This is a genomic window from Trinickia acidisoli, assembly GCF_017315725.1.
Taxonomy (GTDB): domain Bacteria; phylum Pseudomonadota; class Gammaproteobacteria; order Burkholderiales; family Burkholderiaceae; genus Trinickia; species Trinickia acidisoli.
The window spans coordinates 79,428-95,535 of sequence record NZ_JAFLRG010000001.1 but is presented as its reverse complement, the minus strand read 5'-3'; the positions used below and the strand labels follow the sequence as shown (position 1 = coordinate 95,535).

Sequence of the window (16,108 nt, the reverse complement as noted above, 5' to 3'; positions counted from 1 at the left end):
GCTAATGTAGTCGGTAGAAAGCGTTACGGTGCGGTTGCGGTTGCACTCGAGCGTCGCGGAGCAATTCGACAACGCGTGGGCGCCGCCGAAAGTCTGCTCAAGGCTCGCGCCCAGGCCATGCGAGCGCGTCGGGCGCGCCGCTCAGCAGCGGTTGCGCGGCGGAGCCCGACAGAAACAAGCTGTAGCTCTGGCCCGCCGCGAGCCTGGGCAACGCGAACGGCGGCGATACGGCCTTGCCGCACACAGCCACGAGCGTCGCGGTGACGGGATTGACCGAGCGCGATGCCGCATCGCCGGGCGCGACGTGCGCGAAGACTGCCGATGCGGGGCTGCCCGAGAGGACGACCTTACCGTCGCATCCGTCCGCGAAATTGAACAGCCGCAGTTGCGCCCGCAGCGCGTCCGCTCCCGCAGCCGGCGCGGCGATCGAAGTCGCATGCCAGCCGCTCGCGTCGTCGTGCGCGATCGCCACCGTGATCGTCTGGCCCGCCGTCGCGGTGCTCGCCACCTTCGCCCCGCCCGCTGGCCCCCTCGGAACGGACGCATCCACCGTCACACGCAACGGCGTGCCGGGCCGCACGACATCCAGGCGCGTCGCCGCGCCTGAAGGCAGTTCGAGCAAAGGCGTACCGCTTGGCAGCGAGACCTTCGCCGTGCGCGTCGAAAGATTGACGACGCGCAAGTACGTGGCGTCGGCCGGCGGCTGGGGACCATACAAGCGCGCGACGTCGCCGGCGGCGGTATCCGCTACGGCGGGCACGGCCGCCAGAGCGAGCACGAGCGCCAGCGCGCGGCGAAGCGAGGCGCACGTGGCGCGTGTGGTCGGTTCTGAGCGTAGGGTTCGTTTCATCATCGTTCGGATCGGTTCGAGTGCTGGACTAGAGTCGAATGCGGCGGCCGTCAGTAAGAAAACAACGCACCGAAGAACACGCCGCGCGCACGGTCGTCGCCCGCAATCTTCCACCGGTACTGAAGCGAGAGTTCGACGGACGAGCGCAGCGTGTCGTAGCGGCCGTCGCGAAACGCGTAGCTGGCGGTCGCGCCCACGCCGGCGCCGATCGGCACGCTGCGATCGACGGTCGTGTCGTAATCGGCGCCGAAGACGGCATACGGAAACAGCGTGACGCGCGGACTGATGCGATCGAGCCGATACGTGCGCCCGGCTTCGACGACGGCGGTTGCGTAATTGGATGGATGGACGATGTAATGACCGCCCTCGGCGTAAGTCGACAACGTCCACCAGGACGGCACGTCGACGCGCCGCTCAGTGCCGATGCCGCCCGAGTAGGCCAGCCGTGCGAGCCAATCGCCTTGCGCCTGCGAGCCGATCGGGACGAGGCGCTCGAAAGCGACGATCGCGTCGATGTCCGCCAACGGCTTGGCGCGCACGCCGAACGCGGTTTCGAGCGAACTTGCCCCCGTCGGTTCGCCGCCGGCCACCCCGAAGCTCTCGTAGCCGCGCATATAGAGTTCGAGCATCCGATCGCCAAGACTGCCGAACGGACGCCAATAAACCTCGGCCCCCGCTTCCCAGCCATTGCTCATCGTCGCCTGCGGCGCCGTCGCGAAACCCGATTGCAGGCCGGCGCCGCGATAGTCGAGCGATACGTCGAAGCCCCATCGGCGCGTGGCCTCCGAATGCGCGGCACGCAAATCCTCGAGTTCCTGAGCGGCCGCCCCTTTCGCCGGGCCGTGCAGGGTGCGTTGATCATCGGCCGCGAGCTTGTCGATCGCGCGTTCGAAGTAGCGCGCCGAATCGGCATCGCGATCGTCGGACGCCGCCGCGTAGCCCACGTCGGCCAACGTCGACGCCGGCAGCTTGCCTTGTGCATCGGCGCGCCTAAACGCCGCGAGCGCGCGCGCGTTGTCGCCGGCTCGCAGCGCCACGTAGCCCGCGTCGAGCGGCGACAGCGAATCGAGCAAGCCGTCGGCGATCAGCGCGCGTGCCGCGGCGGCCGCCTCGCGTGTCTGCCCCGCATCGTCGAGCGCATCGATCAACTCGACCCGATGCCGTGCGCTATCGGGCGTCGCCGCGACCGCTTCGCGCGCATAGCGCACGGCGGCCTGCTTGTCGCCGCGCTCGCTCGCGAGTTCGAGCGCGCTCGCCGCCGCATAGCCCGGATCGGCCGGCCAGACATCGCAACTTTCGCCGAAGTCGGGATCGTCCTTGCAATCGACGATCGGCCGCTTTGACGCCAACGTGGGCGTGGGCGTGGGCGCAGGCGTCGCATGTTGCGCGGCCTCATGCGGCACCGCTGCGAGTAGCCGGCGCGCACGGCTCAACCGCTCGAGGATGAGCGCGTCGCTATCGTCCCCCGTCGGCCGCAGCGCGGCGAGCCGTTCCTCGGCATGCTGGGCACGACCCTGCGCCATCCAAATGTCGGCTGCGATCGAACGGGCACTGTTCAGCGTGGCCCGGGTCTCGTCGTGATCGCGGAATACGACGTCGAGATCGGCATCGGCCTGCGCGACGCGCTGCTGCGCCGCGCGTGCATAAGCACGAAACACGAACGGCATGACCTCCGTGTCGTCGTAGGCGATCGCATCGCTCGCCGCGGCCTCGAGCCCGGGCCAATCGCCGGCGGCGATCAACGCATCGAACAGCGCGACGCGGTAGTCGGCGTTGTCGGGCGCGTAGGCGACAGCGTCTCGCCCAGCCGCGATCGCAGCGTTCAAGTCGCCGGCCTGGCGTGCGGCAAACGCCTGCTTCGACGCTGTCGGCGCGAGGCCGTTGCCGATGAACGTGCGCCGCAGCCTGAGATCGTCGCTATCGCCGAATCGGCTAACGGCCTCGACGTCGGCCTGCCAGGCAAGCAGGTCGTTGCCGGCTGCATTCGCCGCGTCGATCAGCAGCAGACGCAAGCGCAGCACGTCGGGCCTGAGCGCGATCGCGCGCTGGACGTCTTGCGCCGCGTCCGCGTAGTGCTTATCGGCATAGGCACGATAGGCGCGTTGCGCCGTCTCGAACGCCTCGCCCGTCAACGCATCGCTCGGCGCAGGCGGAGCGACGGCCGCGCGCGCCAGCTTCGCGCTCGCCGCAGCTACCGCGTCGATCTTAGCGCGGCGCTTCACGAGCGGGCGCAGTGGCCCGAACGTGCCGATCGCGTCGCCGAGCGCTCGGCTCGCCGCCTCATAACGATGCTGCGCCGCGAGCGCATTGGCCAGCAAGAGGCGCAACTCGAGCACGTCGGGCCGCTGCCGAATCGCCTCGCGCGCGAGCGCGACGGCCTGCGCGTAGTCATGGCGCCCGTAGTCGGCGTAGGCCTGCTCGGCCACGCGGTAAGCCGCGCCGCCCAGCGGCGGCGCAACGATGCTCTCGCTCGCGTGCGCGGTACCCTGCGCGAATGCGATGCACGCCACGCAAGCCCGAACCATGAGGCGGACCGGCGGCATCAGCGGCATCACGCACGCCGGTACCCTGTGCGCCGAACGCTCTGCACGAAAACGCATCGGGCCGCTCATACCATCACTCCCGCGGGTCCGCTCGCACGACGCTGTTCTTCGATGACGCGCTCGATCGCCTCACGCGAAACGACACCGCGCGCGACCATGAAATCGCCGATGCGGCCGTGCCGATCGGGCAGGTAATCGGTCAGCGCGGCTTCGAACGCTTGCCGGCGCACGTAGCCGCGCTCGATGAGCAAGTCGCCGATAAGCGGCACGCTCGTCGCACGTCTCGGTCCGGCCTGGCGATCGTCGCGTGCGCGCTCCTCCACTCCGGCATTCGTCACGCCGCGCAAATACCGCAGCCCGAATGCAATCTCCCCTTCGCGCACGATTCTCTGCTCGACGGCTCGGCCAAGCTGGGCCTCGATCTGAGCCATCAACGCATCGCCGAGCGGACTCGCCGTCAGCACGACGGCATGGCCTTGCGCATCGATGCCTTGCGGCAAGATGCGATAACGGACGATCGTATCGAGCGGCAACTGCGCACGATGCCGTTCGAGCGCCACGCCATCGAGCACGCCGCGCCCGAGATCGCTCTGGAAAGCGATCGCTTCCGCGAGCGTCTCGTCGTCGAGCCAGCCCTTGGCCATCAGCACGCGCCCAAGCGGCGCCTCACGCGCATGCGCTTCGTCGAGCGCGCTTTGAAGCTGGCCGGCGTCGATCGCCTGCCACGAGATCAACAGTTCGCCAAGCCGCTGCCGTCGCTCCTGCAGCCCATCGGCCGATGGAAAATCGTGCATCGTCTTGTCCCAGGCGAGCCGCTTGCCCGTGACGGCGTGCACGAGAAAGAGCCGCCACGCGCGCATCACGGCCAGAAAGTTGATGAAGTTCCCGACGATCATGCGCGGCGCCGACAACACGCCGTGCTCCCACCCGTACAGACGTGTGACGAAGTACATCCGTTGCAACGTGCGCAGCATCAGCGCAACGGCATTGATCCAAAGCAGCGTGCGAAACCAAGTCGCATCGGCGAGCGGCGACGCGGCGAAAGGCGGCGCAATGCCGAGCCCTTCGGCCAACGCGAACAATAGAAACTGGACGACGAGCCCATACGCCACCATGCCGACGATGGCCGTGACCGTTCCCTTGCGATCGCGCAGCAGCAGGTAGCGATTGGCGAGCGAGCCGGAAAAGCCCGTCTGCCGCCACCCTTGCAGCCCGATGCCGAGCGTCCAGCGCGCGCGCTGCCGGTAGGACGTGCGCAGCGTGTCGGGAAAGAATTCGCGTACGCAAAGCGGCATCGTCAGCGTGAATTCGCGCACGGGACCGAAGCCGAACCACGTCTTGCGGCGCGCCGCGAACGTGACGGGAAAGCGCGCGAAGATCGACTGCATGCCGAGCTTGGCCAGCCGCGCGCCGACGTCGTAGTCCTCGGTCAGGCTCTCGGTATTGAACGGCTGATTGTTCGTCTGTGCGATCAGCGCGAGCAGCGCGCGCCGGGAGAAGCACGTGCCGACGCCGGCCGACGGCACGGCGCCGGCCAAGCTTTCGCGTACGACGAGGTCTTTCGCATGCCACTCGGCGAATTCGTCCATGTAGGTGCCCGCCACGAGCTCGAACCAATGCCGCTCGAGCGAGGCGACGGGAAGCTGGATCATGTCCTTGCGCGGCAATAGGTAGTTGAAGAACTTGAGTTCGAGCGGATGAAGCACGTCTTCGCTGTCGTGCAGCACGACGCCGGCGAACTCGATACCCGCCTCGCTCTCGTGCTTGAAAATCGCTTGAATGACCCAGTTCAGACAATCGGCCTTGCAGGTCGGGCCGTCGTGCGGCACCTCGACGCGACGCAGTTGCCGATAGCGGCGGCGCATGCGTTCGACCTCCTCGATCGTGCGCGCATCGTTGCGATAGGTGCCGACGAAAACGATGTAGCGCCGGTAGTCGAGCACGCGCACCATATCCTCGAGCATCGCAGCGATCACGTCGTACTCGAGCCAAGCTGGCACCATGATCGCGAGCGGCTGTTCCTCGCGCTCCTGCAATTGCGCCGCCGTGAGCGCGCGGTGGCGTCGTTTCACCGTGAAATGCCGATAGAGCTCGCGCGACCAATACCAGAGATCGACGAACAAATCGTCGAGGCTCGAGACGAAGATGGCGACGGCGACCACGGCGGCCAGCAACTCCAGCACCGTGAAATAGCGGCCCATTGCATAGCCGCCGTACCAAGTCCACGCCGCGAGGTTCATTGCAGGTCGCCCTTCGCCCGGTGACGGCGGCGCTGGATACCGGCGATCGCGACGAGTGCGATCAGCAAGAGGACGATGCCCGTTGCGATCAGCCACGGCAGGCGGCGCGCGAACGGATCGACAGGCGCGTGGTCGGTCACGACCTCGCCCGGATGACGCGAATCGAACAACCGCGCAATGCCGTCCGATGCGACGAGCGCAACGTCGCCGCGCGCAAGGCGCAGCGTGGAGGGCAGGCGCGGCGCCACCGGCCCGAGCGTGCGATAGGCAATTCCCGCAGCCCCGTTCGCATGCGTCACGTCGATGACGGCCAGATTCGAGAGGCCCGATACATCGGCATAGACGCGCCCCGCCCCATCGACGAGCATCAGGCGGTCGTTGGACAGCTTCGCGCGCGCCGTCTGCTCCTCTTGCAGCGCGACGTCCATCGCCAGAAACGACCCGCTCGGCGCCGCCACCGCGCCGCTCGGCACGACCGAGAGCGTCGCCCGCGCCGGTGCGACGCCGGCCACCGCGGCCAAGCGAGCCACGCGAGGCAGCGCGTGCGTCGCATCGTCGAGATAGGCGGCGGGCACAACCACGTCCGCCGTCGTCGCGAAGCGCGCGAGCAATCCGATGAAGTCGTCATCGGTCGAAGTGCGGACGAGCGTCAGATGGCTCGTGGGAAGGATCGCGACTGGGTAACCCTGCGAGCGCGCCTCGCAGTCGCCGTCCGGACGACGCTGGAAGACGACGCGCAAAGTGTTGGTCGGCGCGAGCGCGTAACGCGGCACGTGCGCGGCGATACGCTGCGGCTTGCCGCCGTCGTCGAGCATCTTCGAGCCGATCAGCACGCCGTTGAAATAGATCGATGCGATGTTGCCGTCGCCCCGCGGCGTGGGGGCGGCCGCGACATCGAGCACGACCTCGTCGGGTAGCTTGCCGTTTGCCGCGACGGCCGCGAGATCGAAGCCCGCGTCCCATACCGCGCGGCCCACCACGTCGAGCGTACGCGGCTCGCCGCCCAGCGCCGACAACGCGATCTTGTCGACATCGGCGCCCGAGGCATCGTCGAATCGGTGCACGACGTAACGCTCGGCGACCCCGATCGGCCGCCAGTCGCGCGCGAGCGCTTGCGCGGCCACGCGGTCGCCGACGACGATCGCCGTTTCCCCCGGCAAATGCGCGATGCGCACCTCGCCCGCTGCCAGCGGGCTCGTGATCGGTGCGTAAGTGCGTGCGCGCCACGCGTCGAAGGCCGCCGCGCCAGCGGGCGAGACTGCGTCGATCTGCAGGCGCAGCGCATCGAGCGCGGTGTTCGCTTGCTGGCGCAACGCATCGTCGGCGACGACGACGTCCGGCGCGAAAGCGCTCGACGGCGCCGTCGATGCGAGGACCAACGACGCCCCCACCTGTGCCTCGTCGGCAAGCGTGACGCTGCCGCTGCCGGCGAGCGCCGCGAATGCGGGCACGTTGCGCAGCGCGGCGGGCACGTCGGCTGCATCGACTGCGATCGTATCGCCGACCTTCGGCCAGGTGCGCACGATCGGCCGCCGCCCCTCGCGCTCCATCAGCGTGTGAAGGCGCCAAGCCGTGTCGAAGGCCGGCTCGCCGATGCGCGTCCCCGAGATCGCAATCACGGGCGCGGCCGGCAACGCGCTCCATGCGGTGGGCACGTCGGTGACGGCGCCCGAATCGAAGCGATATGTCAGCCGCGAACTCGGTGCGACGCGCAGCACGTTGCCGATGGCCGTCTGATCGGTGCAACGCCGATCGTCGATGACCGACGACCATTGCAGCCCTACCCGCACGAAGCCGCTTGCGCGCGGCGATCCGTCCACGCCGACGCTCGCTTGGGCGTCGCCCTGCGGCTCCCCGAAGCCGCGCGCGAGCACGGGTGCGCCGTCGAGCGACACGAGCATCGTCTCGCGACCGCCGTCGGCATGCAGATAGGCGCCGTCGATTTGCAGCGTCGCGCCGGCGATCGGCAGGCTCGCGGGCACCGGCACATACAGTTCCTGGCGCGCGTCGGGCGCGGACAGCACGAGCGGGTCGCGGATGCCGAGATCGGCGAGCGATACGCTGCGCGTAATCATCCGGTGCTCGCCCAGGTGCGCGAAGACATCAGCCATACCGCCCGCGGCAGTGTCGGCCGCGACGGCGTGCACATGATGGGCGAGCAGCAAGACGGGCGCGGCGCACAGAGCGAATCGAAGGCGCGCGACAGCGCGCGTGGAGGGAACGAGCATCACGGTCTACCAAGTTGAATACGCGAAGTTGAAAGAATGGCTGGCGGTCGCTGAAAGACGCGTACGCCGCGGCTTGTCGTTAGATCGGCGCGGCGGCCTCGGCCACCTGGGTCGATATCGAGCGCTCGCTCTGCCGCGCGATGCCGGCAAACTCGTCGAACGGCCGGCCGACGATCGCGGCGACGATGCGCTGCGCCGCGCGACCGTCGCCGTAGGGGCTGATCGGTGCGCGCGCAGCAACGCCTGCGCGGCGCTCGGCGAGCAGCGCGCGCACGCCTTCGACGATCGCATCGGTGCGGGTGCCGACGAGCCGCACGGCGCCGGCCTCGAGCGCTTCCGGTCGTTCGGTGACGTCGCGCATGACGAGCACGGGCTTGCCGAGTGCAGGCGCCTCCTCTTGGACACCGCCCGAATCGGTCAACACGATCGTTGCGCGTTGCATGAGCCGAACGAAGCCGAGATAGTCGAGCGGTTCGATCAGATGCACGCCGGGCGTAGCGCCGATGCGAGCGCGCGCGGGCGCGCGCACGTTCGGATTCAGGTGGACGGGATAGACGATCTGCGCATCGCCGCTGCGTGCGAGCTCGTCGAGCGCCGCGCAGATCGCGGCGAAGCCTTCGCCGAAGCTCTCCCTGCGATGGCCCGTCACGAGCACGATCGGTTTTGCGTCGTCGAGTGCGGGCAGCCGGGCATCGAGCTTGGCGCGCAACGATGCATCGGCATCGATACACGCCGTCGTCGCGTAGAGCGCGTCGATGACGGTATTGCCGGTCACGACGATACGACCCTGCAGCGACTCGGCCGCGAGATTGGCCTTCGCGCTTTGCGTGGGCGCGAACATGAGGTCGCTGATCGCATCGACGATGCGGCGATTCATCTCCTCCGGCCACGGGCTCGTCAAATCGCCCGTCCGTAGACCCGCTTCGACGTGAGCAATGGGAACGCGCCGATGAAACGCGGCCAGCGCCGCGGCGCAGGCCGTCGTCGTATCGCCGTGGACGAGCACGTAATCGGGGCGCTCTTGCGCGAGCACGTCGTCGAACGAGAAGATCAGCCGCGACGCGAGACCGTTCAGCGTTTGATTGGCCGTCATCAATGCGAGGTCGTACCGCGGCCGGATATCGAACAGCTCCAGCACTTGCTCGAGCATCGACCGGTGTTGACCGCTCACGCACACGATCGATTCGATGCCGGGCGTGTCTTCGAGCGCCTTGACGACGGGCGCCATCTTAATCGCCTCGGGGCGCGTGCCGAAAACGGACAAGATCTTCGATGCCATCTGTGATTCCCCGTGAATTGCTTATGTGTCGGCGCGCTCGTACCGCGCTCGCTCATGAATTCGGTGCTCCACTTGGCGACGGCGACGGCGCCGACGACAAGCTGGTCATACCGATCGGCTCGCATAGACGGCATTGATCGGACGATTTAAAATCACGCCGAAATAACGATGCCGAGCAATCGCGCCGGAGAGGAATTTTCTGAATTTTCAGGGGCGATCATACAAACAATTGTTAAATTATTTGTAAACAAATATCAATTCAGACTGAGATATCAATACGCAAACGGTTTACCGCCACTGGCACGTCAGCGGTTGTCGTGTATTTGCGACACATCGCACTCAGATCGAATATCGATATTTCGATCGATGAGAAAAACTGAGAATTATATTTCTCAAAAATTATCAAATTCTTTTAATTCACTTGACATACAAAACTAATAAAAGCACCGCGCGCGCATTAGAGAGAGATCGAAGGGGAATCGAAAATGACCGCGCAATCGATTGCGCGCCGTGCCTTAGCACGGCATGCCGATGCCGTAGTGCGTGCCTTCCATTTCCGGCGACCGGGTCAATTCGCACATCAAGTTCAGCCGTTTGCCGTCGAGTTCGGTATTCGGATCGTAGCTGTCTTTGCCGTGCATCCAGGCGAGGTACTCGACACCCTCGTCACGGATCGTGATCGTCTGATGCACCATCGGCTGCGACGCAATGAGCCGCCGCAACCAGGCAGCGCGCTGGATTGCCGGAAATCGAAAAGCGCCGTCCGCACCGGTTATCGTCCGCTGCACGGGATTCTTGTCTTCGCGCAGCGACCACACCGCTTTCTGCACGAGTTCGGCGCCGACAACGGGTTTGCCGTCCTTTAAGACAACACCGCTCACTTCGGGAAAAAGAACGAGCCGATCGAAGGCGCCCAAAGCTTTGTCTCCTCGTACGATGGACACGAACGCGGCAAGCATAAACCGAAAAATGGGGAGCGCTTGCAGGGGAGGCGCTCGCCCGCACCGCGACGCTTCCTACGAGGCGGGGCCGCCTGCTCGCGGCATTGGCGGCGCGGCCTCGTGACAGCGCGTCGTCCGATATTTGCCTTATCCCGCAGCGATTCGAACAAATGCGTTTACGGTCGTGTTGCCGCGCTCCGCGTAGTTCGCTTCGGACGTGAGCTTGCTCACGCACGGGACGCCCTCACTCATCCAATCGTCAACCATGGTTTACATATTCGTAATCCCTGGACTACACTTCAGATGCTGAACATCCGAACAACCGAGGTATTCGACGCGTGGTTCGATGGCCTGCGCGATCGCATGGCCAAGCGCCGCATTCAGGCGCGTATCGACCGGCTAGCAATGGGTAATCCGGGGGATTGGAGATCCGTGGGCGCACCCATTACCGAGCTGCGCATCGATCATGGCCCGGGCTACCGCGTCTACTACGTGCAACGCGACACGATGTTGGTCGTTCTGCTGTGCGGCGGCGATAAGTCGTCGCAAGGCGTCGATATCCGGACCGCCTTCAACATGCTCAGCTACCTGGATTGGGAGTGATTCGCTATGGAAAAGGTCAAAACCCGGCCCTGGGATTCGGCCGCTCATCTGAAGACGGAAGAGGATGTCGCCGAATACTTTGACGCCTGTCTAGTTGAGGGCGGCGACGATCCGGCCTTTATCGCACACGTACTCGGCGTGATCGCACGTGCTCGCGGCATGTCGCAGGTCGCCCGCGATGCAGAGATCTCACGCGAAGGGTTGTACAAAGCGTTGTCCGCCGAAGGCAATCCTAGCTTCGGCACCATCCTGAGGGTCATCAAAGCGCTCGGGCTGCAATTGCATGCCACAAGGGCCTCTGCTTGATCGACACCTGGGAACCTTGCGAACACACCAAATCACAGCGTCGCCACTGCGGTGCGCACACGGCGTTGCCGCGCGCCCGAAAGCAAGTTCCCCCGCCACTCACTACAATAGCGGGTGACAGTTTCATGCCGGCCGTCGAGCGAAGGACCCGTTCGGTGCCGCCCCCTTTCGACGCCGTGATGACTCCCAATATCCCCAACCGCTTTGCCACGCCCTTGCCGCCCCACAATTCGCCGCGCTTCCTGCTGATCCTGATTTGCCTGTTCGCATCCGCGGGGCAACTGGCGATCGACATCTACGTACCGGCGCTGCCCGCGATGGCGCACTACTTTGCGATCTCACCGCAGGCGATCCAATCGAGCGTGTCCGGTTACATGGCCGCCTATGCGCTCGGTCAACTCATGTTCGGCCCGATCTCCGACGCGTATGGACGCAAGCGCGTGCTTGCCTTCGGCCTCATCGCCTACACGATCGGCTGTGCGCTGTCGCTCGTCGCGACGAACCTCGAAACGTTCATCCTCGCGCGGTGCCTGCAGGGTTTCGGTATCGCCGCGACGAACTTGCTTGCCAAGGCGATCATTACCGATTCGTTCGCCGGGCAGGCATTGATGCATGCGTTCACCTACATGTCGATCGCATGGGGGCTCGCACCGATCGTCGCCCCCGTGATCGGCGCGCATCTGCAGACATGGTTCGGCTGGCACGCGTGTCTCGTGTTTTTGCTCGTCTATTCGCTCGTCATGTGGGGCGTACTCTGGCGTTATCGCGAGACGCTGCAATCGCCGGTGCATTTGGAGCCGCGCACGCTCGCGCGGAACGCAAAGCTGGTGCTGTCGAGCCCTGTTTTCCAAAGCTGCTTTCTCGCGCAAGGGATCTGCTACAGCATCCTGCTCGTATTCAATATCGTCGGGCCGTTCATGGTCCAGAGCACGCTGCATAAACAACCGACCTACTTCGGCTATCTCGCGCTCGGGATCGGTTTCATGTACTTCCTCGGCGGGCTCTCCAATCGTCTCCACGGCCCGCGGCTGCCTAGCGCGGAGACGCGGCTGCGTGTCGGGGCGTGGGTGATGGTGGTGGCGTCGATCACGATGCTCGTGCTCGCGTCGACGATCGGCCTGCGCGTATGGACGCTCGCTACGCCGGTGCTCGTGATGGGTCTTTGCGCCGGCACGATGTATCCCACGCTGATGGCCAAGGGCAATTCGCTGTTCCCCCATATCGCGGGCTTGACGAGTGCGATTCTCGGCTGCGCGCTGCTACTCGTCTCCTCGGCGATGATGGGGCTGGCCGGCTTCGTCTCGGTGCGCACGCTGCTGCCGCTCGCGGTGTTCTTCGTGATTCTCGCCGTCACGGTTGTCGTCGTGGTCACGAAACTGCTGCGGCACCTGTCGCAATTGGAAGGCGAGCACGTCGCTCGCGACAAAGCCAACGTTTCTGCGGCCTGACCCACGCGCCTTCGCGTTGACGGAAGGCAAACACCCTCATCATGGGCTACGGTCCGAATTCGGAAACGAAGCCTTGGTGAGACGAAGATGGGTGATTCGCGGATCGATTCGAATAATGCCGATGCCATCTCGCCGGGCGCTTCCGAATCCTCTTCGTCTTCGTCGCCTAAGTCGGCCGACCCTTCCAGCGGTAATCAAAACCCTGGGTGTCTGAACGATCTCATGGGTATCGGAACTCGTACCCGCCCGCGGGTGCGAGCCGACGTTTCTCGGGGAGGCGCTGCCGCGCTCGAAGCGCAAGTAGGCCAGGTAAGCACTCCCGCGGAATTCGACGCGGTGCTGCAGCAGATCAGCCGAACCAAGGATGTCCCCTCGCGGCGTGATCTCTTGGCATCGCTATCGAACCGAATCGCCAAACTGCCGGCCTCCACGCGAACGGACGCGTTCGACAGCGTGCTCGATCAAATCGCGCGGCTACCCGTTGACCATCGCAGTCAGCCCTTGGCCGAACTCCTGAGCGGGATGGAGCATCTCTCGCATTTCCGGCTGCTGCCGACATTCAACCGCGCCCTCGACCAAATCGGACGACTGCCGGTTGACCATCACAGCGAACCCTTGACCACGCTCGCAAGGGAAATAAAGCGGCTCCAGGATGCGCACCGCCCGCCGGCGATCGGCCGCGTCTTCGCTCGGATGGAGCAATTGCCTATCGAATATCGCAGTCAGCCCTTGGCCGCGCTCGCACGCGAGATAGATTGGCTCCCGTATGCTCACCAGCAACCCACGTTCAACCGTGTCCTCGCTGAGGTTGGACAACTGCGCGCTGAGCATCGCGGCGAACCCTTGGCCGCGCTCGCAGACAGCATCGGGGGGCGGCCGATCGCCGAGCGGCTATCGGCATTCGATCGCATTTTCAATCAGGCCAGATCGTTGCCCGCCGAACGTCACGGCCAACTCTTGGGAACGCTTGCCTTTGCGGTCGGAGAGCTACCGGCCGACGAACAGCAACCGGCGCTCGGCCGCATTGTTCGCGCGGCTAGGGACCTGCCTGAGGCGCATCGGGCCAAGCTCGTAGGAACACTCGCCGATGCGATCGGATCGCTGGCGCCCCCTGAGCGGATGCAGGCGTTCGACGACGCTTTTAACGCGGCTAGCGACCTGCCCGAGCAACAACGCGGCGAGCCCCTCCGAGCGCTCGCCGATGTGATCGGGGCGCAACTGGACCCCGAGCGGGTGCCGGCGTTCAACGCGCTCGCGGGTCAGGCCGAACGACTGCCGGCCAATCTCCGCGGCCCGCTCTTGGCCGCGCTCGCAAACAGGATCACGTTGCTGCCGGGCGCCGGACATCTGCCGGCATTTCGTCGCATTTTGAATCAGGCCGAGTCACTTCCCGCGCAGGATCGTAGCCGCGTTCTGACCATACTCACCCACGAACTCGATAGATTGCCGCGCGCCGAACAATTGCCGGCATTCGACGACATCTCGGATCAGGCTGCGCAATTGCCCGCCGAGCACAGCAACGCCCCTCTGGCGGCACTCGCGAGCAGCCTCTCGTTCCTTCGATCGATCACAGACCGGCGCATGGCAAAAATCCGGTTGGCGGAACTCGGGCATCGCGTGACATAAACACCGGTTGTCCGTCTTTCCGAGAATCGCAAGCGCTCGCGAATCAGGCTCAAACAGCGACGACGCGTAGGGACTGGCAACGAGGTCAAGCGCAGAGCTTCGCGCTCGCTAGGCGATTCAAGCTAGCCCCTTGCTCGGCCGCCTGTATCACCAACGCGCGATGCGCCTGCGGCGGAATCCGAACTTTGAACTCGCCGCTGTAGGTACGATCGGCGATCGGCTCGAGTACGCAGGATCACCGAGAAGTGAACACGAGCGACGCCTGTCCGCTTGGTTTCGGACGCTTTCCGCGTCGACGGCGCCCTTGGCATGCAGCCTTCCTTGCGGCAAATCGCAAGTGCCCCCAACCAACAAACAGGGGAAATAACAGGGGAAATGACGCCCGAAACCATTTCTGCGGCTTGAGGCACAAGGCTTCGTGTTGACAGAAGGCGAACCCCATCCGCGCGCGCTACGGTCCGAATGACGCAATGAAACTTTGGCCAAACGAAAATGGATATCCCGCCGATCAATCCTAGTGACGCCATCCCGCCCGGCCCCCCCGGATCCGCCTCGCCCGTTCCGCCGCGTCGGCCGCTCGCTCCTTCCGGCGGCGACGCAAGCGCTGGGCGTTTGAGCGGTCTCGTTAATGTAGTGAGAGGTCGATTGGCGTCAGCCCATATCCACCCGCGGGTACGAGTCAATGCGCCTCAAAAGGAAGATGCCGTCGCGCTCGAAGCACGCGTCGACCAGATAAGCACGCCAAAACAGTTCGACGAACTGCTTGCGCAGATCGCCCTGATTGAGCGTGCTCCCTTGCGGCGCGATCTCCTGACGCTCCTGTCGAAGCGGATCGTCGAGTTGCCGGAATCCAAGCGCAGTCGGGCGTTCGACAGCATCGCCGCCCACATCGAGCAACTGCCCCTTGACCATCGCAGCCAACCCTTGGATGAGTTGGCATACACGATAGGGTGGCTTCCGAACGGCCAGCGGCTACCGGCATCCAACCGTCTCCTCGGTCAGGTCGAGCAGTTGCCGGTCGAGGATCGCAGTCAGCCCTTGAAGGAACTCGCCCGCCACATAGGATCGCTCCCGGCAGGCAAGCGGTTGCAGACATTCGATCATGTCTTCGCTCAAACAGAACAACTGCCTCCCGAGCATCGCAGTTCGCCCTTGGCTGCGCTCGCAAGAGAGATGGAGTCGCTCCCGAGTGCCCATCGCCTGCCGGCGTCGGTCCGCATCTTAGGTCAGATCGAGCAACTCCCCATCGAACATCGCAGTAAGCCCTTGGCCGCACTCGCACGCGAGATAGGACAGTTCTCGGATGCCGGGCGGCTGCCGATGTGCAATCGCATCCTCGCCCAACTCACGCGACTGCGCACCGAACACCGCGCCGAACCCTTGATTGCGCTCGCAGACAGTCTTCGGGCGTTGCCCGCCATCGAGCAGCAGCCGATGTTCGACCGGATTTTCATTCAGAGTCGAGCGTTGCCCGCCGAACCTCGCAGCCGGCTCTTGGATTCCCTCGCCTTTGAGATTAGGGCGCTACCGGAAGCCGAACGGCCGCCAGCGTTCGACCGAATTTCCAACGAAACTGAACGCCTGCCCGCGGAGCATCGCGGCGAACCGTTGCGGATGCTCGCCCACGTGGTCGATCAGCTACCGGACTCCAAGCAGATGCCGGCATTCGACTACCTCGCGGGCCAGGCCGAGCGATTGCCGGCAAGGGACCACGGCCAACTCTTGGCCGCGCTCGGACGCAGGATCGCGTGGCTGCCAGGCGCCGGGCGTCAGTCAGCGCTCAACCGCATCGTGGATCAGACGGTGCGCCTCCCGGTCGAGGATCGTATCGATACGCTGACCATGCTCGCCGACCAACTCAGGCAATTCCCGTACGCGGAATCGGCAGGCCGCATCTTGGACCAGACTGCACAGCTACCTGCCGAGTATCGCCGCGAGCCGCTAGCTGCGTTCGCGCGCAATCTCAAGTACCTGTACCTCCCGCCGGAAGCCCAACGCGCGGTAAAAGATCGGTTGGCGGAGTTAGGACACCCGGTGGCGTAGC

The 16,108-nt window shown here is 65.2% G+C and carries 11 protein-coding genes and 1 pseudogene; 5 read left to right on the top strand and 7 right to left on the bottom strand.

Features of this window, described 5'->3' with window-relative positions; genetic code table 11:
• Positions 1–97: 97 nt before the first annotated feature.
• The 6 genes from J3485_RS00445 to J3485_RS00420 form a co-directional block, all read right to left on the bottom strand.
• Positions 98–853 (bottom strand): alginate O-acetyltransferase AlgF, encoded by a 756-nt coding sequence (locus J3485_RS00445; protein ID WP_206950669.1) that lies wholly within the window; start codon positions 851–853, stop codon positions 98–100.
• Positions 854–900: 47 nt separating this feature from the next.
• Complete coding sequence (locus J3485_RS00440; protein WP_206950668.1) at positions 901–3,462, bottom strand: NfrA family protein; 2,562 nt, start codon at positions 3,460–3,462, stop codon at positions 901–903.
• Positions 3,459–5,633: a glycosyl transferase family protein gene (locus J3485_RS00435; RefSeq protein WP_206950667.1), complete on the bottom strand. Its 2,175-nt coding sequence runs from the start codon at positions 5,631–5,633 to the stop codon at positions 3,459–3,461. The genes J3485_RS00440 and J3485_RS00435 overlap by 4 nt, the downstream gene beginning before the upstream one ends.
• On the bottom strand, positions 5,630–7,861 hold the full coding sequence (locus tag J3485_RS00430) for a cellulose biosynthesis cyclic di-GMP-binding regulatory protein BcsB (RefSeq protein WP_206950666.1): 2,232 nt from the start codon (positions 7,859–7,861) through the stop codon (positions 5,630–5,632). The genes J3485_RS00435 and J3485_RS00430 overlap by 4 nt, the downstream gene beginning before the upstream one ends.
• A 79-nt stretch (positions 7,862–7,940) precedes the next feature.
• Entirely contained in the window at positions 7,941–9,140 is a 1,200-nt protein-coding gene (wecB, locus tag J3485_RS00425) for a non-hydrolyzing UDP-N-acetylglucosamine 2-epimerase (RefSeq protein WP_206950665.1), read from the bottom strand.
• A gap of 515 nt (positions 9,141–9,655) precedes the next feature.
• A complete protein-coding gene (locus J3485_RS00420; RefSeq protein WP_206950664.1) occupies positions 9,656–10,057 on the bottom strand; it encodes a DUF6795 domain-containing protein in 402 nt (133 codons plus the stop codon).
• A gap of 327 nt (positions 10,058–10,384) precedes the next feature.
• On the opposite strand from J3485_RS00420, the gene J3485_RS00415 reads away from it, so the two are divergent.
• The 4 genes from J3485_RS00415 to J3485_RS00400 all read left to right on the top strand — a co-directional run bounded on the left by J3485_RS00415 (position 10,385) and on the right by J3485_RS00400 (position 14,064).
• The gene (locus tag J3485_RS00415; protein ID WP_206950663.1) at positions 10,385–10,684 is read left to right on the top strand and encodes a type II toxin-antitoxin system RelE/ParE family toxin; all 300 of its coding nucleotides are present in this window, start codon (positions 10,385–10,387) and stop codon (positions 10,682–10,684) included.
• 6 nt (positions 10,685–10,690) lie between these two features.
• Entirely contained in the window at positions 10,691–10,990 is a 300-nt protein-coding gene (locus J3485_RS00410; protein ID WP_206950662.1) for an addiction module antidote protein, read from the top strand.
• Between the two features lie 179 nt (positions 10,991–11,169).
• On the top strand, positions 11,170–12,438 hold the full coding sequence (locus J3485_RS00405) for a multidrug effflux MFS transporter (protein WP_206950661.1): 1,269 nt from the start codon (positions 11,170–11,172) through the stop codon (positions 12,436–12,438).
• A gap of 387 nt (positions 12,439–12,825) precedes the next feature.
• Positions 12,826–14,064: a hypothetical protein gene (locus J3485_RS00400; protein ID WP_206950660.1), complete on the top strand. Its 1,239-nt coding sequence runs from the start codon at positions 12,826–12,828 to the stop codon at positions 14,062–14,064.
• Between the two features lie 85 nt (positions 14,065–14,149).
• Here J3485_RS00400 and J3485_RS00395 read toward each other — a convergent pair.
• Positions 14,150–14,293, bottom strand: a pseudogene (locus tag J3485_RS00395) (toxin-antitoxin system HicB family antitoxin); the annotation flags it as partial.
• Positions 14,294–14,709: 416 nt separating this feature from the next.
• Here J3485_RS00395 and J3485_RS00390 point away from each other — a divergent pair.
• The gene (locus tag J3485_RS00390; RefSeq protein ID WP_206950659.1) at positions 14,710–16,107 is read left to right on the top strand and encodes a hypothetical protein; all 1,398 of its coding nucleotides are present in this window, start codon (positions 14,710–14,712) and stop codon (positions 16,105–16,107) included.
• The last annotated feature ends 1 nt before the right edge of the window (position 16,108 follow it).

Coding starts and splice junctions, on each gene's coding strand:
- J3485_RS00440 (WP_206950668.1), bottom strand. CDS start 3,462: ATGAGCGGCCCGATGCGTTTTCGTGCAGAGCGTTCGGCGCACAGGGTA.
- J3485_RS00405 (WP_206950661.1), top strand. CDS start 11,170: ATGACTCCCAATATCCCCAACCGCTTTGCCACGCCCTTGCCGCCCCAC.
- J3485_RS00445 (WP_206950669.1), bottom strand. CDS start 853: ATGATGAAACGAACCCTACGCTCAGAACCGACCACACGCGCCACGTGC.
- J3485_RS00410 (WP_206950662.1), top strand. CDS start 10,691: ATGGAAAAGGTCAAAACCCGGCCCTGGGATTCGGCCGCTCATCTGAAG.
- J3485_RS00430 (WP_206950666.1), bottom strand. CDS start 7,861: ATGCTCGTTCCCTCCACGCGCGCTGTCGCGCGCCTTCGATTCGCTCTG.
- J3485_RS00435 (WP_206950667.1), bottom strand. CDS start 5,633: ATGAACCTCGCGGCGTGGACTTGGTACGGCGGCTATGCAATGGGCCGC.
- wecB (WP_206950665.1), bottom strand. CDS start 9,140: ATGGCATCGAAGATCTTGTCCGTTTTCGGCACGCGCCCCGAGGCGATT.
- J3485_RS00415 (WP_206950663.1), top strand. CDS start 10,385: ATGCTGAACATCCGAACAACCGAGGTATTCGACGCGTGGTTCGATGGC.